A 26,427-nucleotide genomic window follows, 5' to 3' on the forward strand; every position below is an offset into this window, starting at 1 on the left:
ATTCGTCAATTAGGAATTAAGAATTAATAATTAAGCACTTACAGCGCAAATAGCTCCCATGCTTAATTACTAATTCTTAACTGTTAATTCAATCTAATATTACTCTCCACTTTTCAGTCTCCGCATAATCTTTTATTACGCTATTCCGTATTCTTAGCAGTTCGGTCATATACTTATGCACATAAAATCGCTCTAACAATCTTCCGAACCATCCATACGGCATACCAAATTCCATGATGTCAATTGCTACTGTACCATTGCCTATCTCCTTAAAATGATGCTCATGTTTCATATAGGTAAAATCACCAGCTACCATTTCATCGCAGAAATACTCTTTTTTACGTATTTCTGTCATACGGGTGGTTAGCTGCCGCAACTTACCCAGGTGCTTAGCCTGCCAGGTTACCGTTTCATCCTTCTCTATAAGTCCGTTTGAACGGCCTTTGATTGCTGCTTCCTGCATATGCGACATACTGCGCTTATGCACAGTTATACTCCGGCTCAGGTCAAAGACCCGCTCCAGGGGAGCATAAATTACGGTTGTGACATGAATTGTCGGCATAGAATAGATATGGTTTTTTGCAATTTAGCCAACTTAACTCAAAAATGGCACCTTCACAACTTTGGCTTTCAATAATTTATCCCTTACGGCAATAAAAATTTCTGAATCCTGGGCTGCAAACTCGGTTTTTACGTATCCCAGACCGATCGCTTTCTGCATAGAAGGTGACTGTGTACCGGAAGTTACTTTACCGATCACCTGGCCTGCTGCATCCTTGATCTCGTAGTCGTGACGCGGAATACCCTTGTCAACCATTTCAAAACCAACCAGTTTGCTGGTCACGCCAGCTGCTTTCTGCTGCTCGAATTTCTCACGGGAAGTAAATTCCTTGGTAAATTTGGTGATCCAGCCCAGACCAGCCTCCATTGGAGAAGTGGTATCGTCGATATCGTTACCGTACAGACAGAAACCCATTTCCAGACGCAGGGTGTCACGTGCTGCCAGACCTATCGGCTTCAGACCCTTCGGACCGCCTACCTCAAAAATAGCATCCCAGATCTTATCAGCTGCACCATCTTTATCTTCAAAATAGATCTCAATACCACCTGCACCGGTATAACCAGTTGCACTGATCACCACATTAGGTACACCTGCAAATTCGCCTTTGGCGAAAGTGTAATATTTCAGGTTTACCAGCTCCACAGTTGTCAACGGTTGTAAAATACTCGCAGCATTAGGCCCCTGGATAGCCAGCAGACAGGTTTTATCAGAAATATTGTGCATTTCCACACCCTTTGTATTGAACTTGCTGATCCAGTTCCAGTCCTTTTCTATATTGCTCGCATTCACCACAAGCATATATACGTTGTTCTCTTCAATGCAATATACCAGCAAATCATCCACAATACCGCCTTCCTCATTAGGTAAACAACTGTATTGCGCCTTACCTACCGTCAGCTTGGAAGCGTCATTGGTGGTTACACGCTGGATCAGGTCCAGTGCATGCTCTCCCTTCAGGATGAACTCACCCATATGGCTTACATCAAACACCCCAGCATTATTCCTGACTGTCAGGTGTTCTTCATTAATACCAGTGTAGGAAATAGGCATGTTATACCCCGCAAAAGGAGCCATCTTAGCGCCCAGCGCTGTGTGCTTGTGTGTAAATGGTGTGTTCTTCATAAATAAACTAATGATCGGTTCTGTTTTGGGTATGCTTTTAGGTTCAAGTTTTGTTTAAGCCCCGCAAAAATAGGTTGATTTTCCAAATTCGGTGGGTAAATAGTGTTTTTGGTGCAATAATTGCCTCCCCGTAAGCAGTGCATTGCCGGTAAATCAGGGCGTTCGTTGCTAACCAGCTACTTAGATACGTATCTTTGCAAATGGAACCAGGTCTGCCGGCACTATCCGTGGACTTTAAAAAAACAACAACTGTGAAGCACACCACATGCCTGTTGGCACTGTTATTACCCTTTACTACGCAGCTTAACGCCCAGAAAAAGGCCGATCGTAAAACATTAGGCAACCTACAAACTCATATCACCTATCTCGCCAGCGATAAACTGGAAGGACGCCGTACCGGCACTCCCGGCGAACAACTCGCTGCTGAATATATTGCCAGCCAGATGAAACTGGCCGGTCTGTCGCCCGCCGGTGACAGCGGCTACCTCCAGACATTCCTGGTAAGTGAAGGCAAACTGATTGCCACTACCTCCCATCTGACCATCAACAAATCCACACTCACGCCAGGCGAACAGTTCATACCAATGCCCTTCAGCGCGCAAAAGAGCGCTAAAGGAGATGTGCTTCCCGACGTCAATGAACCAGATAATATCTGGCTCTTCAACGTCAAAGATTTTGAAATGTCCCCCCATGCCGATCCACTGGAGATCTACAGGCAGAACGCCAGAGAAGCAGCCAAAGCGGGCGCTACCGGCGTGATCTTTTATAATGGGACGGAGACGCCCAAAGATGTACAGAAGTGGCTATCTATCCCCGTTGAACCGCTGAAAATTCCCGTTATGTGGGTTAACAGCGAAATCAGTAAAGTGCTGGATGATGCGGAGGATCTCAGGATAGATATGCAGGTGGATTTTGCTTCCGGCAGACGTACAGGTACAAACGTTGTCGGACATATAGACAACAAGGCCGCCAGCACCATCGTCATTGGTGCACATTTCGATCACCTGGGTCATGGTGAAGATCATAACTCCCTGTCACCCAATGACCAGACCATTCATCATGGCGCCGATGACAATGCCAGCGGTACCGCTGCGCTCCTTGAACTGGCAAGACAACTGAAAGCATCCAGACTCCAGCAATACAACTACTTGTTTGTCGCCTTTTCCGGCGAAGAACTGGGCCTCTTTGGATCTAAATATTTCACAGAACACAGTTCCATACCACCATCGTCTTTCAACTACATGATCAACATGGACATGATCGGAAGACTGGACCCTGCCAAAGGCCTGGAAGTAGGAGGGATCGGTACCTCCCCGGTATGGCCGGCATTACTGCAACAGACCATCCCCGCCAGCATCCGTACTACCTACGACTCATCCGGCACCGGACCGTCTGATCATACTTCCTTCTATCTGAAAAATGTACCCGTACTGTTTTTCTTTACCGGTACACACAGCGACTATCATAAACCTTCAGATGAAGCTACCAAGATCAATTACGATGGCGAGCTGACCGTACTGAAAGTAGTATACGAGCTGATAGAGAAAACGAACGGTATGGATAAACTGGCATTTACCAGAACCCGCGATAAACAAACTTCCACCAGTGCGCGTTTTACTGTTACGCTGGGTATCATGCCGGACTATACCTGGCAGAAACCAGGTGTAAAGGTAGATGGCGTATCAGATAACAAACCCGCCAGCAAAGCAGGTATACTTGCAAATGACGTGATCGTCGAACTGGGCCCACACACGATTGTTAACCTGGAAGATTATATGCAGGCATTGTCTGGCTTTAAAAAAGGCGACAAAACCACTGTGAAAGTCAGGAGGGAAGACAGTGAAAAAGTATTTGATATCCAATTCTGACCGTTTTATAATATCTTGCATCCCTTAATATCGTTGTATGAAGCCTGTTTTGTTCATATTGGGTCTGGCAGTATTTAGCTTTTCGTGTAATCAGACACGTACGCGTGAAGAGAATAATGATGAAACCAAACTCGATGTCATTACAGAAAAATGCTACGTTGTGCGTGAGGTAAAACCTGTCGCCGGCAATCCGGAGACAGACTCGATCCTGGTACGTAAACAGCAGCTGATCTCCTATCTGGAACGCCATGGTTTTGTGCGTCACGTAGCAGATAAAGACGTCCTGCAATTCCGCAGGAATAACAGACAGCAGGTAAGTATCGATATGCCGGAACCAACAACCCCGGCAGCAGCAAATGTGATCATCATTTTCGACCCGATGAAAAATCCCCTGTTCCTTAATTTAAAAAGAGACACAACACAGGTGGAACACTATATTAATATGTAGGTTTTTATGCCGGGCTACTATCACCGGCGATAATTTTTAGAACTGGATTTGGAACCTAAGCAAAACATAAGACTCTGTGTGGATGCGGTGGTCTTCGGCTACACGGCCAAAGAAAGTATTTCCGTACTGCTCATCAAACGCACCATTCCACCTTTTATGCACCGCTGGGCATTGCCCGGAGGTTTCGTCATTGACGGGGAAACACTTGAAGAAGCTGTGACCCGTGAGTTATTGACGGAAGCGGGTGTGCATATCAATTACCTTGAACAACTCTATACATTTGGCGCGCCGGAAAGAGACCCGCGCGGCAGAATCGTTTCTGTTGCTTACTTCGGTCTGGTAAATCCGACCAACTTCAAACTGGCTGCCAGCTCTGATGCAGAAGATGCCAACTGGTTCGATATCAAAAAACTGCCCGATCTGGCCTTTGACCACGCTATCGTGGTCGATGCAGCTATCCAGCGATTACGCGCCAAGATCAGGTATGAACCTATCGGCTTCGAACTCCTGGACAATAAATTCCCGATCTCTGACCTGGAAAAATTGTATGAAACAGTCCTGGACAGGCCTATCGATCGCCGGAATTTCCAGAAAAAGATCAATCACCTTGGCATACTGAAAGGTCATAACGAAAAGCAGAAACACCCTTCTGCCGGCAGGCCCGCAAAGCTCTACAGCTTCAATGAAGAGCGTTATTTCCAGCTGAAAAAAGAAGGTATCACATTCGAGATCTGAGGAACGGTCTATTCCGCTCTCAGACTCTTTACCGGATTGGCTGTAGCGGCCCTTACAGCTTTGTATCCTACTGTCAGCCAGGCAATCACCAGCGACAATACGATCGCCAGCAGGAAGATCTCCCAGCCCATGTCAGTATGGTAATGGAATCCTGACAACCAGCGATGCATAAAATAGTATGCTGCCGGTGTGGCAATCAGAAATGCAATGCCTATCAGGATGGTAAACTCCCTGGAAAACAGATACAGAATGCTTTGAATAGAAGCACCCAGCACTTTCCGGATACCCACCTCCTTCGTTTTCTGCACCGCCATGAACGATACCAGCCCGTAAAGGCCCAGACTTGATATAAAGATCGCCAGTATAGCGAATATCTGGAATAGCTTGGCTATCAGCGCCTCATTGCTATAAAAGCTCCTGATACTGTCATCTACGAACGTCAGATCATACATATAGGTCGGATAGATCTCTTTGAACCGTTTTTCTATCGCCTTCAGTGTCGCATTCACTTCATCCTTGCGGAGACGCAGGGCTAAGGTACCATAACCGTTAAAGTCCGGTGAAAGCACAATAGGCGAAATACCATCCCGCAGAGAATTATCATTAAAATCTTTGACGACACCCACAATAGGATAAGCCTGCCCTCCGGTAAACCTGAGCGTTTTGCCAAGGACATCTTCAGATGATTTTAACCCCAGCTTTTTAACCAGTGTTTCATTGATCATCAATTCCCTGACCGTATCACTGGGGAATGGCAGGCGCCCTGCTGCCAGACTCATTTTGAAGAGGTTATAATAGGCGGAGTCACCATACAGCCGCTTTGCAGAATAAGGCTGTTTCTCCGTGTCATTGTTAAAATAGAAGTCACTGTACTGTATGGCATTAGAGGCCGGCGCAGTCCAGCATAAACTGGTCGCTTCCACACCTTTCAGCTTATTCATCTCCGCCACCAGATAAGGATATCTCATTTTCAATGAGCTGTCACTTGGCAGATCCACCATTACCACCGCCTCCTTCTCAAATCCCAGAGACTTATTCCGGAAGAAGGACATCTGTTTAATAACGACCAGGGTACCAATCACCAGCAGCTGGGCAATGACGAACTGAAATACGACCAGTCCGCGACGCAGGGAAATACCACCTACTGTACGGTTACTGATCCTGCTCTTGATCGCCATCAGCGGATTAAACCCGGACAGCACCAGGGCAGGGTAGAAGCCGGCCAGTAAAGTCACTACCAGACCAATGATCACCAGGAACAGGAGAATGGCAGGGGAATGAAATATGTTCATCGACAGCTGCTTACCCATAAGGGTACTCAGGTACGGTGTCGCTATCAGGGCCATCAGACTTCCCAATACAACTGCCAGTGCTGTAATTATTGCCGTCTCCTGCAGGAACTGTTTGATCAGTTGAGCGCGATCGCTACCCAGTACCTTTCTTACGCCAATCTCTTTTGCACGATTAATGGATTGGGCGGTCGCCAGATTGATGAAATTCACGCAGGCGACCATTAGTAAAAAAGTGCCGATCAACATCATCCCCCACAGCTCCTGCGGACTCATATTATCTTTCTTCAGTGTATCAAAACGCTTGTCGACATGCACTTCACGCATTGGTTGAAAACGCAGGTCTATCCGCGTCAGCGCATGTTCCTGTTCTTCGCGGTAATTCCTTTTCACAAAGGCCGCACTCTGCGCCTGTAACTTAGCGATCTCCTGGTTAGGTGACAACAATGCAAATAGCTGCGTGCCACCGCCCAGACTACGCCAGTCGCCCCAGTCCTTTTCTCCTATCAGATTCCTGAATGTCGGATAAGAAGCGCCAATACACACCGGCACATCTGTGTTTTCCGGCAAATCTTTAAATACCCCGGTAATACGCAATGGCACCCGATAGGACCACATCTGAACGGTTTTACCAATGGCGCCTTCAGGTGTACCAAAAAACCTGCGGGCGATCGACTCATTGACCACCGTGGTATTGGGTTCTTCCAATCCTTTTGTATTACCAACTATCCAGCTAAAATCAAAGATGTCGTACAGGGATTGTTCGGCGAAGAAGACACCGCTTTCTACCTTGTATTTCTTTTCCTCCTGTCCCTGCACCGGTATATAAAACTGTGCAGAACCAACACCCTGCATCGCAGCAACCTTCTCCAATCCCGGAAAGTCCCGACGTAAAGCATCCGCCAGCGGACGGGGAGCCATGCTATGCGAACCTGTCACCTCTCCGGTAGTCGGATTATGGTCTATCGTTACCATTCTGGCAATACGATCATACCGGCTCTGATAAGTATCATAGCTTTTTTCATAATGAATGACCAGGAAGATGAGCAAACTGGCTGCGATGCCTACTGCCAGTCCCAGTATATTGATCAGGGAGAATGACTTATTCTTCCAAAGGGCGCGGAAAGAAAGTTTGAAGTTGCTGTTCATCATAATCAGGGGAATTACTACCAGCGGAGCAAAAAGCAGGTCAAAAACAAAACAGATTCATTATCAATAAAATACAATCAATCAGATGAGCTGCAATGTGCGTTTACCGGACAACACCTGTTCACTTTTGAACAGCAATATAATATAATGCAGAAAGTCGGGAGGAGTATCCCGGCTTTCTATACATACATAGCGGATTAATTATACAGCAAATCTTTCAGCTACTTCCTGTCTGAAAGCTTCCGCACCGATTTCTACACGGCGGGCATAAGCCGCTTTTGCATCTGGTCCGGCGAGGTAGCGTAACTGGTCTTTATCATCGGTAGCCGCTTCATACACCACTTCTGCGATCTGTTCAGGCGTACTGAAATGTATGATCGAATTATCGCCATCCATACCTGCCATTAGTTTATTGAACAAAGGAGTATAGGCTTCATGCTGCGCCAGATCGAGGGAACGACCCATAAAATCAGTCGTGATGCCACCGGGAGATACCGTTTTAATGCGGATATTATGTGGAGCCAGCTCAAATGACATGCTCTCGCTCCAACCTTCTATTGCCCATTTACTGGCATGATACAGGGACCCCAATGGGTAAGTGGTCAATCCGGCGATGGACGTCGTATTGATGATCAATCCTCTTCCCTGTGCACGCAGGTAAGGCACAAACGCTTTCGTTACCCTTATTACACCCAGCGTATTGGTATCCAGCTGTCTTACAATCTGTTCATCTGTCAGCGCTTCCAACGCGCCCACTAATCCGTAACCTGCATTATTGGATACGACGTCCACAGGTCCGCCTGCGGTTACCTGTTTCGCCGTTTCTGCTATCTGTGCCGGGTTGGTTACGTCCAGCGGCAAGATCTGGATGTTCTCATGATCGAGATCTTTTGCCTGTGAAGGATCACGCATGGTAGCGATCACCGTCCAACCTTTTGCTGCAAATAATTGCGCCGTTACCTTTCCTAATCCGGTGGATGCACCGGTGATAAAAATGACCTTTTTCATATGTGATCTGCTTAGTTTTTTTGAAAGAATCAGGCATACCTTTCCCATTCGGGAAATGATCGTCTCCCGGCAGGTCTGCCATTATTAAATGATGGATTACTTAATGAATACTGGATGGATTGACACCAAAAAACTGCTTAAAAGCATAAGAGAAGTGGGAGAGGCTTTCAAAGCCAACTTCCTGGTACACGTCTGACGGACGTTTCTGCTTTTCCTTCAGCAGGTAATGCGCCTCTTCCAGCCTTCGCTGCTGCAGCCAGCGATTAGGCGTAGTATGGAATGTTTTCTGAAAATCGCGCTTAAAGGTGGCCAGACTTCTACCAGTCAGGAAAGCCAGCCTTTTCATATCTACATTAAAACGATAGTTCTGCTGCATAAAAACCTCCAGGTCTATCTTGCCTGGTATGCTGAAATCGAAGAACACATTCTTCAGCTCCGGTTGTAACTGGAGTAGCAGGAGCAGCAGTTCCTTTTTCTTTAGTTTGGCAAGATGCTCGTGCAGGGAGGAGTCAAAATAATGCGCCAGCGTCTCAAAGAAGTTCTTTATCAGGATATCGGGCTCCAGTTTCAACACTGCACGGTTGGTAGGGTAAGGGGTTTCAAAGACATACCCATGTTCCTTATTAAATTCCAGCAAAAACTCCCGGTCAAAGACCACCGCAATAGATCTGAAATCAAGCCCATCCTCAGGATGTTTCACAAACTTTGCCAGAAAGTTCTTACGGAAAAACAGCATTTCACCTGCCCTGAAGGCAGTACTTGCCATCGCATCCGCTACTTTGAACACACCGGAAAACATATAACACACCCCATGTTCTATTACAAACTGTTCTCCCACCATCTCCCTGCAATCAAGGTGGGAATACAGAATACCTGGTAATTTATCCTCCGCATAAATCTGCTTTTCCATATCCAGCGTTTAAGCACACCACAAAGTTGAAGATTATTCTGTTACGCCGTTTTCGTACAAAGCTCAAATTTACTTTCGTGAGAAGCTCAGTAGAGGAGAGGAAAACAAAAATTTTTTTTATATTCACAAGCTTCTCAAAAACAACCCTTTAAAATGAATCCACTGCCATTTCATCCTCCATGAAGAGGGTATTTGTGTAAAAAGTACAGAAAATATTTTGCTCATATAACAAACTTATATACATTTGTGTAACAAATACACAAAACAATATTCTATGACAACGCTAAAGCCTACAGGAGTAATAATAGCAAGGTTCCAGACACCTTCCCTGCACGAAGGGCATCTGCAACTGATCAAAGAAGTAAAGGCCAAACATAACAGGCTGATCATCGTACTTGGCGTTAGCCCAATCAAGGGGGGCCGCAAAAACCCGCTGGATTATTATACCCGCGAGCGCATGATCAAGAAGTTGTTTCCGGAAGTAATTGTGCTGCCTTTAAGCGACCAGCCTTCCGATAAAGGATGGTCCCGTAAACTGGACGAAATGCTGGGCAATAACTTCAATAATGAATCATTCATCCTGTATGGTAGCCGCGATAGTTTCATCCCATTCTATTCCGGCCGTTTCCCTACAGCGGACTTACCTCCGGTACAGGATTTCAATGCAACCGCTCAAAGAGAAGCGATCTCCGATAAAGTGTTTGATACAGAAGAATTCCGTGCCGGTATCATCTATAGCACATATAACCTTTATCCGAAAGTATATCCGACCGTTGATATCGCGTTGTTCCGGAACAACCGTAGCGAACTGCTCCTCGGACGTAAATCAGCTGAAAGCGGATGGCGCCTGCCAGGTGGCTTTACTGATCCGGAGGATATGAGCTTCGATATTGCCGCTAAAAGAGAATTACTGGAAGAATGTGGCCCCGTAGAGACCAGTCCGATGCAATATGAACTGTCTTTACAAATGGACGACTGGCGCTATCGCTCTGAAGTTGACAAGATCATTACTACCCTGTTCAGTACCGACCTGTTGTTTGGAGAACCTGCCGCTGATGATGACCTGGCCGATATGAGATGGGTAAAAGTGGACGCCATCACCACGATGATCACCCAGGGTGAAATCGTAAGCACCCACATCCCACTGTTAAAAAAATTAGCTGAAAAATATTCTACAAACGACTAAACTGACGAATCATGACAAAGGAAAACCTCATTTTGTTAGCTGATGCCTACAAATACTCCCACCACAAACTTTACATCCCCGGTACAGAATATATCTATTCTTATTTCGAAAGCAGAGGCGGTAAATTCAATGAAACTGTCTTCTACGGACTCCAGTATTTCCTGATGGAATACCTCCAGGGTGCTGTTATCACCAAAGAAAAAATTGACGAAGCTGAAGCGACATTGCTGGAAGTCTTCGGTCGTAATGATGTATTCGACCGCACCCGCTTCGAATATATCGTCGAGAAACACGGAGGACGCCTGCCTGTCCGTATCAAAGCAGTACCGGAAGGAACAGTCACCGGCGTTCGTAATGTGCTGATGACCATTGAAAATACAGATCCAAACTGTTACTGGGTGACCAACTTCCTGGAAACGCTCCTCATGCAGGTATGGTATCCATGTACAGTGGCTACGCTCTCCAGAGAGATCAAAAAAACCGTTAAACAATACTATAATGAGACCGCCAGCGAAGCTGCATTCGCAGGAATTGATTTCGTACTGAATGACTTCGGTTTCCGTGGCGCCAGTTCAGTAGAAAGCGCGGGTATAGGTGGTAGCGCTCACCTGATCAACTTCTCTGGTAGTGATACCCTGATCGCTTCTACTTTTGCCAAACGTTATTACCAGGCGCCGGCAGCTCCCGGTCTTTCTATCCCGGCTACAGAGCACTCTATTGTGACCATGCTCGGTGAAGACGGCGAACTGGAAATATTCCGTCACATACTGAATGCATTCCCTACCGGTACGATCGCCTGTGTATCTGATTCTTACAATATCCTCCGTGCCTGCCGCGAATACTGGGGCACTGAACTGAAAGAACAGATCCTCGGCAGACAAGGTACCCTGGTGATCCGTCCTGATAGTGGTGACGCCATTCAGACCCTGCTGAAAGTATTTGAAATCCTGATGGAAACCTTCGGTTACACTGTCAATGAAAAAGGCTACAAAGTATTGCCACCACAGGTGAGAGTGATACAAGGTGACGGTATTAGCTATTCTTCCATTCCTCCGATCTTCGAAGCCCTTAAACAGGCCGGTATCAGCGCTGAAAACCTGGTACTGGGTATGGGAGGCGCCCTGTTACAACGTGTAAACAGAGATACACAGGAATACGCTTTAAAATGCTCTTTTGCACAGGTGAATGGTAAAGCCATCAACGTACAGAAAAATCCAATGGAACTTGATGCCAACGGTAATACCCGCGTATCCTTCAAGAAGTCTAAATCCGGTAAACAGAAACTGGTAATAGAAAACGGTACCTATACTTCTCTTCCTGAAAATGAAGCACCTGAACTGGCCGATCAGCTGGTAACTGTGTTCGAGGACGGAGAGATCAAAAAAGCATACTCTTTCGAAGAGATCAGAAAGAACGCAACTATTTAAACCATCTTCATTGATTGCCCCCATACACAAAAAAGGCCGGAGTAGGAATACTCCGGCCTATTGTTTAAACCTACAACTGTTACACTATTAGTAACTAAAATCTTTATGATTAATTCAATGAAGCTTCTTCAATTTCCGCTGCATATGGCGCTACCAGACGTTGACGGATCAGTCGTTTAGCAGATGGTTTGTTCCAGCCAAAGCGGTCCATAATGCTATCCACGATCTTATAGACCACCGGTACTACGATCAGCGTCAGGAACATGGAACTGATCAGACCACCAATGATTACCCAGGCCAGACCGTTCTTAGTCGCCGCCACACCACCGGTAGCCAATGCGATTGGCAACATACCGATCACCATCGCAATAGTGGTCATCAGGATCGGACGCAGACGTGCATTGTTCGCATGGATCAATGCATCCATCGTATTCTGTCCCTGTTCTTTCATCTGATTGGTGAAGTCCACAAGGATGATCGCATTCTTCGCCACCAGACCGATCAACATGATCATACCCAGGATCGTGAAGATGTTCAGTGTATTATTCGTCAATGCCAGTGCCAGCAATGCTCCGATGATCGCCAGTGGGATAGAGAACAATACTACAAAAGGATAGATGTAGTTATCATACAGCGCCACCATGATCAGGTATACCATTACGATAGAGATCAGGAGTGCTGCTCCGAGTGTACCAAAGGAATCGCCCTGGTTTTCTGCATCACCAGCCCACAGATAACTGATACCCACCGGCTTACGCAATGTTTCCAGTTTCTTGGCAAACTCCTGCTGTACAGAACCGGAAGGACGGCCTACTACCAGCGATTTTACGGAGATAGAGGTATTCTTATCCCTTCTTTCCAGTCTGCTCGGTCCGGAACCTTCTGTGATCGTTGCAAATTGTGATAAGCGGATCAATTGTCCCTGGCTGTTGATAAACTCAATATTTGATACGTCATCCAGGTTCTTACGATCGAAATCATCGAAACGGATATTGATGTCATATTCGTAGTCACCCTGACGGAATTTCACTTTAGAATCATCTGCGGTACCGCTGAACGCCGTCTGCATTGTTCCTCCCACACCTTCCAGTGTCAGCCCCAGTGCAGACATTTTATCTCTGTCCACCTGTACGTTGATCTCCGGGTTACCTTCTTCTACTGAGAGTTTCACGTCACTGGTACCATCGATAGTTGACAGTACGCCCATCGCCGATTTCGCATAACTCATTACACTGTCCATATCAGTACCCATTACCACCAGCTCTACAGGAGAAGCTTCCGCAGTACCCAGGATACTCACATCCATTGTTTTCAGTTTCACACCTGGCAGCAGTTTTCTCAGTTCTACTTTTGTTTTTGCTGCATAGATATCAGAACCATCCAAACGTTCTTCTGCATCTACGAGCATCACGGTGATCTCTGATTTATAGGCAGTAGACTGGGACACACCAAAACCATCCTCACTGGTCTGACCTACTGTTGTGATCAAACGGGTGATCTCCGGCTTTTTAGAGAGATATGCTTCCGCTTTGCGGGTAGCCTGGTTTGTCTGTTCTACAGATGCATCCTTTGGCATTTCCAGTACAACGATGAACTGTCCGCGGTCACCTTTAGGAATAAATTCACCGCCGATATAACCTTTACCTACCAGCATGAAAGACAGTACCAGCAGGCCGATCGCAACGATCAGGGTATAGCGTTTGTGAGTCAGTGCCCATTTCAGGATAGACGTCATCCAGTCAGTGAATTTCTGCAGCTGTGCCTCAAACCAGAGAATGAATTTTTCGAAGAAATTCTTACCGGTGATATGTTCCAGCTTTCCGAAACGGGAGGAGAGCAGTGGTACGATCATAAAGGAAGACAGCAAACTGAGCATCGTTGATATCATTACCACCACACAGAACTCACGCAGGATCTTTGATACCAGTTCATTGGTCAGTGAAATAGGCAGGAACACCACCACGATTACCAGGGTAATGGAGGTTACGGTAAATCCGATCTCTTTCACACCATCAAATGCCGCACGTACCCTATTCTTACCCATCTCCATGTGACGGTAAATATTCTCCAGTACCACGATCGCATCATCCACGAGGATACCTACTACCAGTGACAGACCCAGTAAGGACATCAGGTTCAGCGAGAAGCCGAATAGCTTCATACCGATGAATGTTGCTACCAGGGAAGCCGGGATGGAGATCATTACGAAGATCGCACTACGGATACTGTGCAGGAACAACAGCATCACGGCTGCTACGAGCACAATCGCAATGATCAGGTCATGTATCACGGAATCAGCTGATTCCAGTGTAAAGTCAGATGAGTCGTTCGCAATAAATATTTTCAGATTAGCAGCAGTATAGTCTTTTTCGATGGATGCGATCGCCTTCTTCATTTCCTCACTCACGGTTACCGCATTCGCATCATTCTGTTTCTGTACCATCAATGCGATGGAGCTGGTACCATCCACACGGGCCAGACGATCCACATCTTTCTGCGCATCCTGTACATCTGCCACGTCTTTCAGACGGATCTGGGTACCGGTAGCGGTGGTTGACAATACCAGGTTACGCAACTGATCTACGTCTTTATATTTACCTGCCAAACGTACCAGGATCTGCTGATCCTGTGTTTTCACCTTACCGGTAGGGAAGTCCAGGTTCGCGTTGGTGATCAGCTGTCTTACCTGCAGAATGGACAGTTTATATGCTTCCAGTTTCTTTGGATCAATATTTACCTGGATCTCACGTTCCTGACCACCGATCAGGGAGATCTGGGCTACACCCGGTAAACGGGATAAGAGTGGTTGCAGTTTTTTATCGATCAGGTCATAGAACTGCTTGCTGTCCATATTGGCAGTGGCAGACAGTGTCATGATCGGTAAGTCGTCCAGGGAGAATTTGTTCAGCGAAGGCGCTTTTGCATCAGTAGGCAGGTCAGACAGGATTGCGTTCACTTTACGCTGTGCATCCTGCAGGGCGATGTCTACGTTTGCATCGTTATTCAATTCAACCGTTACGGTAGATAAACTTTCTGAAGATTTGGAAATGATCTTCTTGATCTTCTCCATTGATGCTACCGCATCCTCGATCTTTTTGGTGATGGTACTTTCCACCTCTTTAGGGGAAGCACCGGGATATACGGTGGCAATGGTCACTACCGGCGAAGTAAACTTCGGCAGCAGCTCATAGTTGAGTGACTTATAGCTCATCACACCCAGCAGCGTCAGGATGGTAAAGACTACCACCACGATCGTGGGTCGCTTTATGGATACTTCTGTGATCTTCATAGTTGATTATTTTTGTACGGATACTTTAGATCCGTCTACCAGGTTGATTTGTCCGCTGGTGATAACGGTTTCACCTTCATTCAGACCTTCTCTTATTTCCACTTTATCGCCATAGATACGTCCGGCTACTACCTTACGTACTTTAGCCGTATTATTCTCCAGTACATATACCTGGTTGCTGTTCACCCCACCGATGAAAGCTGTACGCGCTACAAGGATGGTAGGGATCGCATCTTTCATTTCGAAATGTGCGGTACCATACATACCTGCTCTGAGTTGTTTACCGCTGTTGTTGGTCACTTCCATTTCAACAGGATAGTTGAGGGTATTATCACCTTTTGCAGCGATGAAAGTCACATGACCTTCGTAGCTTACTTCAGGGAATACGCTGGAGGTCACACGTACTTTATCACCTTCTTTCAGGTTTACCACCTGCAATTCCGGAACGGATACTGCCAGTTTCAGGCGGGAAACGTCCACGATATCAAACATTTTATTACCAGGAGAGAGGTAAGCACCCTGCTCTATGTATTTTTTGTTGATCACACCACTGATAGGTGCTTTGATGTAGGTATCGCCTACACGACGGCTGGCAGCAGCATATTTTGTCTTAGCCAGGTCGTATTGCAGTGTTGCGTCGTCTACCTGTTTTTTGGTCACACCGCCTGTTTTAAAGGCTGCTTCATATCTTTCTTTATCCACTCTCAGTTGCTCCAGATTGGTTTTAGCCGCCTGCAGGTCTGTACCCAGTATTTCACCATCTACATTTGCAATTGCCTGACCTTGTCTTACAACCGTACCTTCATCTACCAGCAGTTTATTGATACGACCGGTCACTTCGGAGAGGTAGGTCAGTTCACGGAAAGGAGTGAAATTACCATTGGCCAGAAAGCCTTCAGAGAAATCAGATTTTGCCACTTTTTCCACCAGTACGGGTACTTCCCCAGCATTGCTCGTCTTTACAAATTCCGTTTTGGCTTCGTTGGCTTTTTTATTGGCGCCCAGTTTCCACATGATCAATACAACAGCTGCGATGGTCACTGCGCTCCAGATAAGAATCTTTTTCATATAGTTCGGTATGCGGTTTTTAGCGGTTTTAATTAGTTCAGCAGGCTTTTGAGATTACCGTTCGATTTAACGATATCCAGTTCTGCCAGCTTGTATTGTAATAAAGCTTCGTTGTAGTTATTCTGAGCAGATATCAGGGATGTTTCAGCATCCAGCAGGTCTGTCAGATTAGCCAGGCCCAGGTTATAGTTATTCTGGGTGGAGTTGTACACTTCGTTGGCCAGGTCTACGTTCTCTTTCTGCGCTTTGATCGTACTGAGGTTGTTCTGAACCTGCAGTTTTGCGTTTTCGTACTGTGTATTCAGGGAGAGGGTAGTAGCCTCCATATCTTTCCTGATCTGTTTCAGGGCTACGTTTGCCTGACCTACACGGGAGCGGCGCGCCCAACCATCGAAAATCGGAATTTTCAGTGTGAGGCTTACGGCAGCCATATCATACCAGCTGGCAGTTGATCCGTTGGATTTGGATTTCAACATATCAAACTTGTTACTGATACCATTATAAGAATAGTTACCGGAGAGGGCCAGTGAAGGGTAATATTCCGCCAGGTAAGCTCTCTTCTGGAATGTCTGTAATTCTTCCTGTTTTTTCAGGAGACGGTATTCGATCCTGTTGTCCAGGTTCATGCCTCCGAAATCGGCAGCGGTTGCTTTATTTTCAATTTCTTTAAAGGAGGTGGAAGGCAGATTGATCGGATTGGTCACGGACATACCCATCATCTGTTTCAGCTGATTGGATTGCAGCTGGAACTGGTTCTGTGCCTGGGTACGTTGTGTTTTATAGTTCGTCAGATTCACACGCATACGATCCAGATCGATTTTACGGGCGAGACCATTTTCTACCTGAGAAGAAGTTGTTTCGACGAGTTTTGTCATCTTCTCAATATTGGCATCCAGTACGATTGTCTTCTCGCGGGATACCAATGTGCTGTAATACAGTTGTGTCACATTATAGATCACGGTTTCTTCGCTTTGTGCTGTCTGCATGCGATAATAATCTTCACCTGCTTTTGCTGCTTTGAGACCGGTAAATACGGATTGATTATACACTTCCTGCGTAACGGTTCCGGAGGCGGTCACGTTATGTGTCACGCCTGCTTCCAGCAGGAGGGTGGTACCAGGTGCGCCGCCGGCAAATTCACCGGGAACGGGGATTACCTGTTTCTTAATATTGTTGGTATACTGACCCTGTGCATTTACCTGTGGTAGTGCTCTTGCTCTTACTTCGCTGGTTTTGAAACGGCCCATATCTTCTTCCATCCGGGTACGTGCCAGTTGCTGGTTATTAGCGAGTGCATACTTCAGGCACTCCTGCAACGACAGTTCCGATTGCGCATAGGAGGTATATCCCCCTATTCCCATTAAGAGAATAAGCGTTAACATTATCCTTTTCATCCGTATGTTTTCTTTGATTTTTTTAGTTGGCGGATATAGTATTTAAAGGTGGTTAGTCTTCTTTTATCTGTAGATATTCTGCTACCAGTTTACGTCCTTCTGCTGTGGCGATACCGAGTAAGAAATGCGCTGTTATTTCCCTGATGACATCAGGCATATTGAACTCCGTAGCGGGAAACAGTGCCGGCTGAAAAACCGTTTCCAGTTGTAGTAATCGCATACGGGCCATGATGTTCAGCTTAAAATCGTTGCGGTAACATCCTTCCTGTATTCCTCTTTCCAGATTGGCGGTAATGGCACGTATCAGATGATCCTTCTTGAACGTTTCCACTTCCAGCCAGAGATCAGGGTGGTATTTCTGCATTTCATACAACATGACCGGATTAATGGTATTACCCATCTCCTCCATGTATTTCACCTCTTTCAGTAGTTCCTCGATAGCGTTAGCAGATTGCTGGCGAAAATCTTCGAGATGCTGTCCGTGACCGTTCAGCATAGTTCTTATACCTTCCTGTACCAGTTCTTCCTTGTCTCTGAAATGTTCGTATACCGTCTTCTTTGACACTCCGCTCTCTCTCGATATATCAAACATTGTTACACTCTTAATGCCGTACATTCTGAACATCCTGAGCGCTGTTTCCAAAATCCGGTCTTTGACTGGCATGTTTCCTGTTTATTGTTTCTTTATTCCTCTTACGAATATTTCCGTCAGCAATTTCTGCTGTGCTACTATCTTTTCGAATCCTTCTTTATCCAATTCTACGATTGATTCCGGCATACAGCTCATCCCTGCAAAACGGAGGCCTTCCATGGCATCTTTATACAGAATACCTATTTCCTCCGGATTGGCGACGTCAAATTCGCCGGTCTCAACTCCTTTCTTAACTACTTTGGTCAGCATTACATACTCTCTCGCCTCCACAGACCTGACGATCTGCTGGATCTCTTCCGACTTATCATTGAGTATCTTAAACAGTTCCAGGCGGCTGAAACGTTCCACGAACTGTATTTTAATCGCGATCAGGTTGAAGAAGATCTCTTCAGACGTTATATCTGTTCTGTCGGCTTCCACCTCCAGTTCCTGGAAAAACGTTTCCCCGATTTTCATCAGCACGGCATTATGTAATGCCTTCTTATCAGAAAAGTAATAATAAAGTGATGCCTTTGAACAACGCAGGTCATCTGCGATCTCATTCATAGTTGTCTTTCCTGCACCATAGTGCATGAATCTTTTCAAAGCTGCCTCCAGGATTTTCTCCCGCATTTCGTCTTTGTTCTCAGCAAGCATTAACTTTTTGACTTTTTTAGTTTCGGAGTCAAAAATAGTAAGAAATCGCAGAATAGTAAAACCTGTTTACCATTTAACAATTGATTAACTTTTTGACTTTAAAAGTCAGATAGTTGAAAAGTCAAAAAGTCAGAAATGCAATTATTTAAAAATGAACGGTTTATAGTATGCTTATAAATCTAACTTCTTCGATGAGTCAAAAAAATGAAGGTTTGAAATTTTTTTTGAGAAAGAGGGATGGGAGAACTATGGAAAACCCGGAAACCATAAAAATGTATTTCGGGAGGTATCGGGAGAGAGGTATTAAGGGTACTTTTGTTGTGATTTCGGATACCTATGGTAGGTTAATGTCCGCTTTTTAGGGAGACTGAGAGAGGGGCTGAAGGAAGGAAGTGGATGGGCTGCTTTTGCTGTGGTTTCAGATATCGGGTAGGTTGGCGCCTGCTTTTTAGAACGACTGGGTTAGGGGCTGAAGGAGGGAAGTGTGTAGGGCTGCTTTTGCTGTGGTTTCAGATACCTGACGGACTGACGCCCGTTTTTAAGTTGATTAAGCAGTTGTGGTGGGGCTAGGCAGAGGAGCTTTGGGGGACGATAGCCTGGATGCAGGGGACGGGCTAAGGTCCGTCAGGCATCTGAAACCTCCGCTGTAAGAGCCAGGTGATTAAGTAAGGGGGAGGTGACGGTAATTGAGATACCTGCGATGGACTAAATATGCTATCGGTAACGGCAGAGATACTTTATACATGCTTTATACATGCTTCATACACGACGCATAGGTGGACTTGATCACTTTGCGTCTTTCACAAGGTTTTGGTCCCTGACCTTTCCCTTTTATACAACGCACTAAGTCCATTTTAAAATCTAATAGCAGTCCGAACACATGTCTAAACCCACAATAGAACAACCACCCGTAATTCCCTTCTTGCATTTCAGCCATCTCATGCCTACCTCACAATTAATCAATCTACCGGCGCTTATAGCGGAGGTTTCAGATACCTGTACGGACCTTAGCCCGTCCCCTGCATCCAGCTAACGTTCCCCAAAGCCCCAATCGCCCAGCCCTGTCACCACCGCCCAATCGCGTTAAAGGCGGGCGTCAGTCCGGGAAGGTATCTGAAACCATAGCAGAAGCAGCCACACAAACTCCCTCTCCATTCAGCCCATTAAAATCTACCGCACAATTAATCAATCTACCGGCGCTTACAGCGGAGGTTTCAGATACCTGTACGGACCTTAGCCCGTCCCCTGCATCCAGTTAACGTTCCCCAAAGCCCCAATCGCCCAGCCCTGTCACCACCGCCCAATCGCGTTAAAAAGCGGGCGTCAGTCCGGGAAGGTATCTGAAACCATAGCAGAAGCAGCCTGACATTCCTCACTACCACCGTCATTCATATCAAAAAACGCACAGCAATCCACCAGAAACCTGAAACAAAGCAAAAGAAGCCAAACACATCCCTGCTCTACTATAGTCAGACTATACCTCTACTACGTTAATGCTGCGTAAAAAGACGAAAGACCAACATAGTAGAAGTATAGTCTAAGGCATGATTAAACCTGCCAACATACGTTGTTCATCATTGCAACCGTTTGCATAGACCAACAAGAAATCTTTTTCCGGCAAATACAAAACATTTCGATCCCGATAAGGGTTATCTAAAAGCTGCCTGCCGGGAGCACCGGAAGCCCGCATGGATGCAACAGGCTTCAATTGCAGCTATTTTTCCCTGCGAATGTCACTTTCTGCAGGGGAGTAAACAGGTCTTTTCCCTTCTGACCGGATGGTCTCATTTTTCACGCTTTTAGCCGACACATTTTACACCTACATCTCGGAATAAACTGACTGGCATGGATCGGGCATTTGTTTTGCCTTACATAGGTAAAATCAAACGCTATGAAAAAGTTAATGCTTCTGCTGATCGCCGTAACCGGATTTACAGCTACAACCATGGCCCAGATCAATGTTAGTATCAATATAGGAAGACAGCCGGTATGGGGTCCAGTTGGTTATGACCACGTGGACTACTACTATCTGCCTGACATAGAATGTTATTACGATGTACCGGCCCAGGTATATGTTTATAGAGATGGAAATAGTTGGGTAAGGACCAGATCATTACCCCGCAGATATGCCAATTTTGACGTTTACCATGCGCACAAAGTTGTGATCAATGGGGTAGACAGACCTTATATGACGCATGATAAATACCGTCAGCAGTATTACAGCTACAGGGGTAAACATGACCAGATAGCGATCCGTGACAGCAGAGAGGAGAAATACTGGGCTAATAAATACCACCCGAATCATGGCCAGTGGAAGAAAGATCATAGAAATGATCATGATGGCCGTGCTGATCGTGGAGGACGTGGCCGGGACAGACACTAAGTAAATATTCCCTTCTTTCAACACCACACCTATCATGAAGAAGGCCGCTCCGTTTGAGACGGGGCGGCCTTTCTTCTTTTATGTTGCTTGCCATTTAAAATCCTATTGCAGCTTTTCCAGCGCAGCTTTCAGCTGAGCGATCATAGCCGGGATCTCCTCTTTTACGCAGGTACCTACGCTGAGGCGATACCATGGAGAAGTCTTGGGAGCACCGAATGCATAGAACGGCACCAGACCCAGTTTCGCTTCGTTCAGGATGTAGGAGGTAACCGCTGCCTGATCTGCCAGTACGGTGCCATCAGCTGTCTTTTTACCTGCCAGATCGATCTTCAGGGTCAGGTAGATCGCTGCCTGAGGAGCGATCGCTTCTACCGGGTGACCCGCTTTCTTCAGACCGTCAAATCCTTCGTAGATCTTCTGCAGACGCTCTTCTACCTCACCTTTGAACTGTTTCAGGTAAGCGTTCACTTCGTCTTTACGACGCAGGTAGCGTGCTGCTGCATGCTGTTCTGCCATCGGGCTCCATGCACCTACGTGAGACAGGATAGATTTCATCTTGCCGATTACGTGTGCAGGTCCTAATGCCCAACCAACTCTTACGCCGGTTGCAGCGAATGCTTTACTCATACCGTCGATGAAGATGGTATAGTCTCTCAGTTCCGGACGCAGGGAAACCGGTGTATAGTGTTGTGTCTGACCGAAAGTCAGTACCCAGTACATCTGGTCGAACATTACGTACAGCGGCTTTTCGTCAGCGCCACGGCTCTTGTTTTCAGCAATTACCAGGTCGCAGATCTCTTCCAGCTGTTGCTTACCGAAAGCAGTACCGGTTGGGTTCTGCGGTGAACACAGCGCCAGGAGGGTAGCACCCTTCAGCAGCGGTTTCAGTTCGGCAGCAGTCGGCATAAAGTCGTTTTCTGGTTTAGTTTCCAGTACAACGTGCTCTGCCTCGAGGAAATGTGTATAGTGGTTATTGTTCCAGGATGGAGTAGCATAAACTACCTTCTCACCTCTGTCTACAATTGTTCTGAAAGTTGCATAGATAATCGGACGACCACCGCAGGAGATAACAATTTCCTTTGCCGGATCGTAGTTCAGGTTTTCGTGTTCAGCGATGAACTCACTTACTGATTTTCTCAGTTCAGGAATACCGTCTGCCGGAGGGTAGTTGGTAAATCCTTCCTTGTAAGCCTTTATGATCTCTTCCTCAAATTCAGCCGGAATTGGGAATACCTTAGGGTCAAAATCCCCAATGGTAAAATTGTAGATCTTCTCGCCCTTGGCCTGTTTCTCCTTTATCTCACCGGCCAGCTTAATAATTTCAGACCCGATCAACGTTTCGGCTAAATGAGACAGTTTCATAACCCAAAGAATTTTAGTTTTAAAAATATTTTTTTTGCGCCCGCAAAGCTAAAGGATATGAACATCATTTAAAAGAAACAGCAGATTTTTTCATGCCGTATTAATAAATCGACATTTTATTAGATTTCATTCAATAAAAGAACCATCAATCAGCACTTTATCTAACATTGTATTTTCCGGTAATATCTGCAATTAGCGCGATACTTGACATTTCTTTCTATCTTTGTCCGCATTCTTAAAAAGCCTATTTTTAGTGCGGTTAACAAAATCCGAATTTCGGTCAATCGCCTCACCGGCCATTACACGGCTATTTTTGAATAAAGCAAAAAGTAAATACAATATATCACATGAAGTTTATCGTTTCTTCCTCTACTTTGTTAAAACAATTGCAGCAGATCAGCGGGGTGATCAACTCTAATACGGTGTTGCCTATATTGGAAGATTTCCTTTTCCTGATCGATAAGAACGAACTGACTGTAGTAGCTACGGATCTCGAGACTGTGATGAAGGTAAAGCTGGAGGTTGAAGCCAAAGAAAGCGGACGTATCTGTATCCCGGCCAAGATCCTTATGGATTCACTCAAAAACCTGCCTGACCAGCCGCTCACGTTTCATATAGACCTTAACTCATACGCGGTTGAAATTACTTCCGACAACGGTAAGTATAAGGTGATGGGAGAGAACCCGGAGAACTTCCCGAAAGAACCAGCTGCGGATGATACAACTTCATTCACCGTTTCAGCAACAGCCCTGGTTACAGCGATCAACAAAACCCTGTTTGCCGTGAGCAATGACGACCTTCGTCCTGCCATGACAGGTGTTTTCTTCGAACTGACACCAACCAGCCTCACTTTCGTAGCAACCGACGCTCACCGTCTGGTAAAATACGTTAGAACCGGCGTTGAATGCCCGAAAGCAGAAACCTTCATCGTGCCTAAAAAACCGCTGAACCTGCTGAAATCCGCATTACCTGATAACGACAGCGAAATCAAGATCGCCTATAGCCAGAACCACTTCTTCGTAATGCATGACGGCGCCCAGATGATCTGTCGCCTGATCGACGCAAGATTCCCTGACTATAAAGTGGTTATTCCAAAAGATAACCCATACCGCCTGACAGTCGCAAAAAGCGATTTCCAGAATGCCCTGAAACGCGTAAGCGTTTTCGCTAACAAGAGCACCAACCAGGTAGCCCTGAGCATCACTGGTAGCGAACTGCAGCTGTCCGCACAGGATGTTGACTTCTCCTTCGAAGGTAACGAGCGTATGAGCTGCCAGTACACTGGTGATGATATGCAGATCGCTTTCAATGCGAAGTTCCTCATCGAAATGCTGAACGCAGCAGAAGGTGATGAAATCACCATCGAACTGTCCACACCAACCAAAGCAGGTATCCTGAAACCTTCTGAAAAAGAAGAAAACGAAGACCTGCTGATGCTGGTAATGCCGCTTATGTTGAATAACTAAGCCGCTACTCCAACAACTAATAACTAATGTTTATTTATAAAGCAATCTCTCACAAGGAGATTGCTTTTTTCTTTTACCATAGCCACTTTCAAAAGATTTGTTATTTGAAAAAGTCGTAAATTAATAGCAGCAATAAGGACAGTAACGACTTGATTTGCCCCAGTTTGATGACCACTATTTCACGTTGAATAATAACAGCATGGGACCCATCCATGCAGACAAAAAACTGATTCCCGTATGGAAGAATTTTTTAATAATATTCCTCCGTGGTATCGCACCGCCTTTCTCGTAGGCGGACTCGTACTTCTCTGGATGATCGAAGGCGCTATACCCCGCCTCTCATTCAAAGGGGACCGGTATAAACATGCAGGTACCAATTTGTTCTTTACGTTAACCACAGCTGTCGTTAACCTCGGTTTCGCATTTCTGATCGTCACCGCATCAGAATGGACCGCAAAGGCACATTTTGGCCTGTTGTACACCTTTCCGCTGCCCATCTGGCTACACTGCCTGATAGCAATCATGATGATGGACCTGGTAGGCGCCTATCTCGTACACGTCATCCAGCATAAAATAGCCTGGATGTGGCACTTCCATAAGATCCATCATATTGATACAGCGGTAGATACCACTACCGCCCTGAGACATCATCCTGTGGAAAGCGTATTCAGGGTCATCGCCTTACTGCTCGCCATTGTTGTAATGGGCATACCAATCTGGATGGTCATGTTATACCAGACTATCTCAGCTTTCATGTCACAGTTTAACCATGCGAACATCCGTCTGCCCAAATGGCTGGATAATGCCCTTAGCTACGTCATTGTATCGCCTGACATGCATAAGGTACATCACAGTCATTATCAGCCGGAAACCGACTCCAATTATGCGAACATTTTCTCGTTCTGGGACCGCCTCTTCGGCACATTTGTGAAAGTAAAAGATGTAACGCGACTACGCTACGGACTGGATGAGTATCAGGACGCTCATTACCAGCACATCGGGACACTTCTGAAAGTGCCCTGGGAACAAACCAGGCAGGAAAAAATTATAAACTAATTATCATCATCACGCTTAATTCATCATCATATGCAACAGCACACCACCTCCACCCCCACTAAAATAGCCTGCTTCGTTTCCATGTTTGCAGGCATATTCGCAGCAGTATATGCCTTCGTGGCAAGAAACCCGGGTACAGCACTTGTATTTGGTATTGCTGCTATAGTTATCGGCGGACTTTCCATCTTAAAAGCCCACAAAAATATTGACGACACACAAGTAGCTACTGCCGGTGTATTCATGGCAGTAGTAGCCTGCGCGGTCGCTTTGTGGCAAATGTATAACTAGTAAGTTCATGACTACTATAATCTGTTTACAGGCAGCAGGCAGTATAACGCGATACTGTTTGTTGCCTGTGGACTATGGTAGCCGCACTATCTCTTTTTATCCGCCTTTTTATACTCTTCGAGGTATCCCTCCGCAGCTTTGATAGGAAACAGCACTAACGAGGTATCTGTCAGCGCCCTGATAAGTGTAGTATCTATGACAACAGCAGAATCCTTCTGCCGCGTACCCTCTATGTGACTCCAGAATAGCAGCGTATCATGTGATACACTCCACCTGTCATACACCATTGAATATGTATTAATGGACGTGATCGTCCCCTTTTTCTTTAAATGAAATCCCTGTGTCGTTTTATCAACTCCAGCTACCGGTTGCAGCCACTTTCCCAGCAACTGCTCCTCACTGTATGAAATCGTATCTGCCTTTATCATTGAAACAGAATCAATGACCGTTTCCGGCGTTACAGTATCCGGCACATCTATCAGACTGCTGTCCTCCACTTCAACAGTTGTTGCAGAAGGACCAGGCTGTTGACATGATGCCGCCATAACTGTACAGATCACTGACAAAAGCAGACTTTTTTTCATAGCTCCAAAGATAGGAATACTAGTTTAACAATTTTAACTACCTTTAAGGCACTTTAGGGGTGTTTCCCGGAAACTAAAAATGACCGGGAAGCTGAGATGAGACCCTCAGACCTGATGCAGTTCATACTGCCGTAGGAAAAAGTTACCTGCTTCGATACCCGTTATCACAGGTGAACATAGCTGAATTCTCCATCATTCCATCCTTAAAGTTTATTGTTCAACTAAATTCCCTGCAAACATGGAAGTGCTTGTAAACAATAAACTTTATGCGGTGCAGCCAGGAACAACTGTCGCTGCCCTCTTACAGTTTATCCAACTATCTTCAGAAAAAGGCGTAGCCATCGCCGTCAACAGCCAGGTCATACCAAAAACCTCCTGGCCCGATCAGACCTTGCAGTCCGCTGATAAGGTCACGATCATCCGTGCCACACAGGGCGGATAAACCAACGATCTGTTGTACATAAAAGAATTGCTAATGGAACTGCATTGCCATAAAGGTACTGTCATGCCCATACGTGATCACTTTGTACAACGGCCTTCTTTCA

General features: G+C 45.9%; 22 protein-coding genes and 1 riboswitch. Of the genes, 10 read left to right on the forward strand and 12 right to left on the reverse strand.

Annotated elements, in window-relative coordinates; all coding sequences use genetic code 11:
* Nucleotides 1-88: 88 nt before the first annotated feature.
* Nucleotides 89-562, reverse strand: coding sequence for an SRPBCC family protein (locus tag BMZ72_RS16450; RefSeq protein WP_089810223.1), 474 nt, complete (start codon nucleotides 560-562; stop codon nucleotides 89-91).
* A gap of 33 nt (nucleotides 563-595) precedes the next feature.
* Complete coding sequence (gene gcvT, locus BMZ72_RS16455) at nucleotides 596-1,684, reverse strand: glycine cleavage system aminomethyltransferase GcvT (RefSeq protein WP_089810225.1); 1,089 nt, start codon at nucleotides 1,682-1,684, stop codon at nucleotides 596-598.
* 251 nt (nucleotides 1,685-1,935) lie between these two features.
* On the opposite strand from gcvT, the gene BMZ72_RS16460 reads away from it, so the two are divergent.
* The 3 genes from BMZ72_RS16460 to BMZ72_RS16470 are packed head-to-tail and all read left to right on the forward strand — an operon-like array spanning nucleotide 1,936 to nucleotide 4,735.
* Complete coding sequence (locus BMZ72_RS16460; protein WP_143087714.1) at nucleotides 1,936-3,552, forward strand: M20/M25/M40 family metallo-hydrolase; 1,617 nt, start codon at nucleotides 1,936-1,938, stop codon at nucleotides 3,550-3,552.
* Nucleotides 3,553-3,589: 37 nt separating this feature from the next.
* Nucleotides 3,590-4,000 carry a hypothetical protein gene (locus tag BMZ72_RS16465; protein ID WP_012788275.1) on the forward strand — a complete coding sequence of 137 codons (411 nt, stop codon included), beginning with the start codon at nucleotides 3,590-3,592 and terminating at the stop codon, nucleotides 3,998-4,000.
* Between the two features lie 48 nt (nucleotides 4,001-4,048).
* The gene (locus BMZ72_RS16470) at nucleotides 4,049-4,735 is read left to right on the forward strand and encodes an NUDIX hydrolase (protein ID WP_089810229.1); all 687 of its coding nucleotides are present in this window, start codon (nucleotides 4,049-4,051) and stop codon (nucleotides 4,733-4,735) included.
* Nucleotides 4,736-4,743: 8 nt separating this feature from the next.
* Here BMZ72_RS16470 and BMZ72_RS16475 read toward each other — a convergent pair whose 3' ends face one another.
* The 3 genes from BMZ72_RS16475 to BMZ72_RS16485 form a co-directional block, all read right to left on the reverse strand.
* Complete coding sequence (locus BMZ72_RS16475; RefSeq protein ID WP_089810231.1) at nucleotides 4,744-7,176, reverse strand: FtsX-like permease family protein; 2,433 nt, start codon at nucleotides 7,174-7,176, stop codon at nucleotides 4,744-4,746.
* Between the two features lie 198 nt (nucleotides 7,177-7,374).
* Complete coding sequence (locus tag BMZ72_RS16480; RefSeq protein ID WP_089810233.1) at nucleotides 7,375-8,181, reverse strand: SDR family oxidoreductase; 807 nt, start codon at nucleotides 8,179-8,181, stop codon at nucleotides 7,375-7,377.
* 100 nt (nucleotides 8,182-8,281) lie between these two features.
* Nucleotides 8,282-9,091 carry a helix-turn-helix transcriptional regulator gene (locus BMZ72_RS16485; protein WP_089810235.1) on the reverse strand — a complete coding sequence of 270 codons (810 nt, stop codon included), beginning with the start codon at nucleotides 9,089-9,091 and terminating at the stop codon, nucleotides 8,282-8,284.
* A 274-nt stretch (nucleotides 9,092-9,365) separates the two neighbouring features.
* Between BMZ72_RS16485 and BMZ72_RS16490 the strand changes: the two genes are divergently transcribed.
* Nucleotides 9,366-10,277, forward strand: coding sequence for an NUDIX domain-containing protein (locus BMZ72_RS16490; protein ID WP_089810237.1), 912 nt, complete (start codon nucleotides 9,366-9,368; stop codon nucleotides 10,275-10,277).
* An 11-nt stretch (nucleotides 10,278-10,288) separates the two neighbouring features.
* Nucleotides 10,289-11,704, forward strand: coding sequence for a nicotinate phosphoribosyltransferase (locus BMZ72_RS16495; RefSeq protein ID WP_089810239.1), 1,416 nt, complete (start codon nucleotides 10,289-10,291; stop codon nucleotides 11,702-11,704).
* A gap of 109 nt (nucleotides 11,705-11,813) precedes the next feature.
* Here the strand turns inward: BMZ72_RS16495 and BMZ72_RS16500 are convergent, their stop codons facing one another.
* Genes BMZ72_RS16500 through BMZ72_RS16520 form a run of 5 tightly spaced genes read right to left on the reverse strand, consistent with a single transcriptional unit; the run spans nucleotide 11,814 to nucleotide 18,743 of the window.
* On the reverse strand, nucleotides 11,814-14,993 hold the full coding sequence (locus tag BMZ72_RS16500; protein WP_089810241.1) for an efflux RND transporter permease subunit: 3,180 nt from the start codon (nucleotides 14,991-14,993) through the stop codon (nucleotides 11,814-11,816).
* Between the two features lie 6 nt (nucleotides 14,994-14,999).
* Nucleotides 15,000-16,061 carry an efflux RND transporter periplasmic adaptor subunit gene (locus BMZ72_RS16505; RefSeq protein ID WP_089810243.1) on the reverse strand — a complete coding sequence of 354 codons (1,062 nt, stop codon included), beginning with the start codon at nucleotides 16,059-16,061 and terminating at the stop codon, nucleotides 15,000-15,002.
* Nucleotides 16,062-16,093: 32 nt separating this feature from the next.
* The gene (locus BMZ72_RS16510; RefSeq protein WP_089810245.1) at nucleotides 16,094-17,455 is read right to left on the reverse strand and encodes a TolC family protein; all 1,362 of its coding nucleotides are present in this window, start codon (nucleotides 17,453-17,455) and stop codon (nucleotides 16,094-16,096) included.
* A 52-nt stretch (nucleotides 17,456-17,507) separates the two neighbouring features.
* Nucleotides 17,508-18,119 (reverse strand): TetR/AcrR family transcriptional regulator, encoded by a 612-nt coding sequence (locus BMZ72_RS16515; RefSeq protein ID WP_089810247.1) that lies wholly within the window; start codon nucleotides 18,117-18,119, stop codon nucleotides 17,508-17,510.
* A 9-nt stretch (nucleotides 18,120-18,128) separates the two neighbouring features.
* Nucleotides 18,129-18,743: a TetR/AcrR family transcriptional regulator gene (locus BMZ72_RS16520; RefSeq protein WP_089810249.1), complete on the reverse strand. Its 615-nt coding sequence runs from the start codon at nucleotides 18,741-18,743 to the stop codon at nucleotides 18,129-18,131.
* 1,891 nt (nucleotides 18,744-20,634) lie between these two features.
* Here BMZ72_RS16520 and BMZ72_RS16530 point away from each other — a divergent pair.
* Complete coding sequence (locus tag BMZ72_RS16530) at nucleotides 20,635-21,126, forward strand: hypothetical protein (protein ID WP_089810254.1); 492 nt, start codon at nucleotides 20,635-20,637, stop codon at nucleotides 21,124-21,126.
* Between the two features lie 102 nt (nucleotides 21,127-21,228).
* On the opposite strand, the gene BMZ72_RS16535 is transcribed toward BMZ72_RS16530, so the two are convergent.
* Nucleotides 21,229-22,488, reverse strand: coding sequence for a pyridoxal phosphate-dependent aminotransferase (locus BMZ72_RS16535; RefSeq protein WP_089810256.1), 1,260 nt, complete (start codon nucleotides 22,486-22,488; stop codon nucleotides 21,229-21,231).
* Between the two features lie 347 nt (nucleotides 22,489-22,835).
* On the opposite strand from BMZ72_RS16535, the gene dnaN reads away from it, so the two are divergent.
* The 3 genes from dnaN (at nucleotide 22,836) to BMZ72_RS16550 (ending at nucleotide 25,298) form a co-directional block, all read left to right on the forward strand.
* On the forward strand, nucleotides 22,836-23,954 hold the full coding sequence (gene dnaN, locus BMZ72_RS16540; RefSeq protein ID WP_012788290.1) for a DNA polymerase III subunit beta: 1,119 nt from the start codon (nucleotides 22,836-22,838) through the stop codon (nucleotides 23,952-23,954).
* Between the two features lie 237 nt (nucleotides 23,955-24,191).
* Nucleotides 24,192-25,010: a sterol desaturase family protein gene (locus tag BMZ72_RS16545; RefSeq protein WP_089810258.1), complete on the forward strand. Its 819-nt coding sequence runs from the start codon at nucleotides 24,192-24,194 to the stop codon at nucleotides 25,008-25,010.
* A gap of 30 nt (nucleotides 25,011-25,040) precedes the next feature.
* Nucleotides 25,041-25,298 (forward strand): hypothetical protein, encoded by a 258-nt coding sequence (locus BMZ72_RS16550; protein WP_143087715.1) that lies wholly within the window; start codon nucleotides 25,041-25,043, stop codon nucleotides 25,296-25,298.
* Between the two features lie 86 nt (nucleotides 25,299-25,384).
* Here the strand turns inward: BMZ72_RS16550 and BMZ72_RS16555 are convergent, their stop codons facing one another.
* Nucleotides 25,385-25,843 carry a lipocalin-like domain-containing protein gene (locus tag BMZ72_RS16555; RefSeq protein ID WP_177222815.1) on the reverse strand — a complete coding sequence of 153 codons (459 nt, stop codon included), beginning with the start codon at nucleotides 25,841-25,843 and terminating at the stop codon, nucleotides 25,385-25,387.
* Nucleotides 25,844-25,927: 84 nt separating this feature from the next.
* Nucleotides 25,928-26,037, forward strand: a riboswitch (TPP riboswitch).
* Between the two features lie 83 nt (nucleotides 26,038-26,120).
* Here BMZ72_RS16555 and thiS point away from each other — a divergent pair.
* Complete coding sequence (gene thiS / locus BMZ72_RS16560; RefSeq protein ID WP_012788294.1) at nucleotides 26,121-26,324, forward strand: sulfur carrier protein ThiS; 204 nt, start codon at nucleotides 26,121-26,123, stop codon at nucleotides 26,322-26,324.
* Nucleotides 26,325-26,427 lie beyond the last annotated feature (103 nt).

Source organism: Chitinophaga sp. YR627, assembly GCF_900114995.1.
Lineage (GTDB): Bacteria > Bacteroidota > Bacteroidia > Chitinophagales > Chitinophagaceae > Chitinophaga.

Coding starts and splice junctions, on each gene's coding strand:
- BMZ72_RS16450 (WP_089810223.1), bottom strand. CDS start 562: ATGCCGACAATTCATGTCACAACCGTAATTTATGCTCCCCTGGAGCGG.
- gcvT (WP_089810225.1), bottom strand. CDS start 1,684: ATGAAGAACACACCATTTACACACAAGCACACAGCGCTGGGCGCTAAG.
- BMZ72_RS16465 (WP_012788275.1), top strand. CDS start 3,590: ATGAAGCCTGTTTTGTTCATATTGGGTCTGGCAGTATTTAGCTTTTCG.
- BMZ72_RS16475 (WP_089810231.1), bottom strand. CDS start 7,176: ATGATGAACAGCAACTTCAAACTTTCTTTCCGCGCCCTTTGGAAGAAT.
- BMZ72_RS16480 (WP_089810233.1), bottom strand. CDS start 8,181: ATGAAAAAGGTCATTTTTATCACCGGTGCATCCACCGGATTAGGAAAG.
- BMZ72_RS16485 (WP_089810235.1), bottom strand. CDS start 9,091: ATGGAAAAGCAGATTTATGCGGAGGATAAATTACCAGGTATTCTGTAT.
- BMZ72_RS16490 (WP_089810237.1), top strand. CDS start 9,366: ATGACAACGCTAAAGCCTACAGGAGTAATAATAGCAAGGTTCCAGACA.
- BMZ72_RS16495 (WP_089810239.1), top strand. CDS start 10,289: ATGACAAAGGAAAACCTCATTTTGTTAGCTGATGCCTACAAATACTCC.
- BMZ72_RS16500 (WP_089810241.1), bottom strand. CDS start 14,993: ATGAAGATCACAGAAGTATCCATAAAGCGACCCACGATCGTGGTGGTA.
- BMZ72_RS16505 (WP_089810243.1), bottom strand. CDS start 16,061: ATGAAAAAGATTCTTATCTGGAGCGCAGTGACCATCGCAGCTGTTGTA.
- BMZ72_RS16510 (WP_089810245.1), bottom strand. CDS start 17,455: ATGAAAAGGATAATGTTAACGCTTATTCTCTTAATGGGAATAGGGGGA.
- BMZ72_RS16515 (WP_089810247.1), bottom strand. CDS start 18,119: ATGCCAGTCAAAGACCGGATTTTGGAAACAGCGCTCAGGATGTTCAGA.
- BMZ72_RS16520 (WP_089810249.1), bottom strand. CDS start 18,743: ATGCTTGCTGAGAACAAAGACGAAATGCGGGAGAAAATCCTGGAGGCA.
- BMZ72_RS16530 (WP_089810254.1), top strand. CDS start 20,635: ATGAAAAAGTTAATGCTTCTGCTGATCGCCGTAACCGGATTTACAGCT.
- BMZ72_RS16535 (WP_089810256.1), bottom strand. CDS start 22,488: ATGAAACTGTCTCATTTAGCCGAAACGTTGATCGGGTCTGAAATTATT.
- dnaN (WP_012788290.1), top strand. CDS start 22,836: ATGAAGTTTATCGTTTCTTCCTCTACTTTGTTAAAACAATTGCAGCAG.
- BMZ72_RS16545 (WP_089810258.1), top strand. CDS start 24,192: ATGGAAGAATTTTTTAATAATATTCCTCCGTGGTATCGCACCGCCTTT.
- BMZ72_RS16550 (WP_143087715.1), top strand. CDS start 25,041: ATGCAACAGCACACCACCTCCACCCCCACTAAAATAGCCTGCTTCGTT.
- BMZ72_RS16555 (WP_177222815.1), bottom strand. CDS start 25,843: ATGGCGGCATCATGTCAACAGCCTGGTCCTTCTGCAACAACTGTTGAA.
- thiS (WP_012788294.1), top strand. CDS start 26,121: ATGGAAGTGCTTGTAAACAATAAACTTTATGCGGTGCAGCCAGGAACA.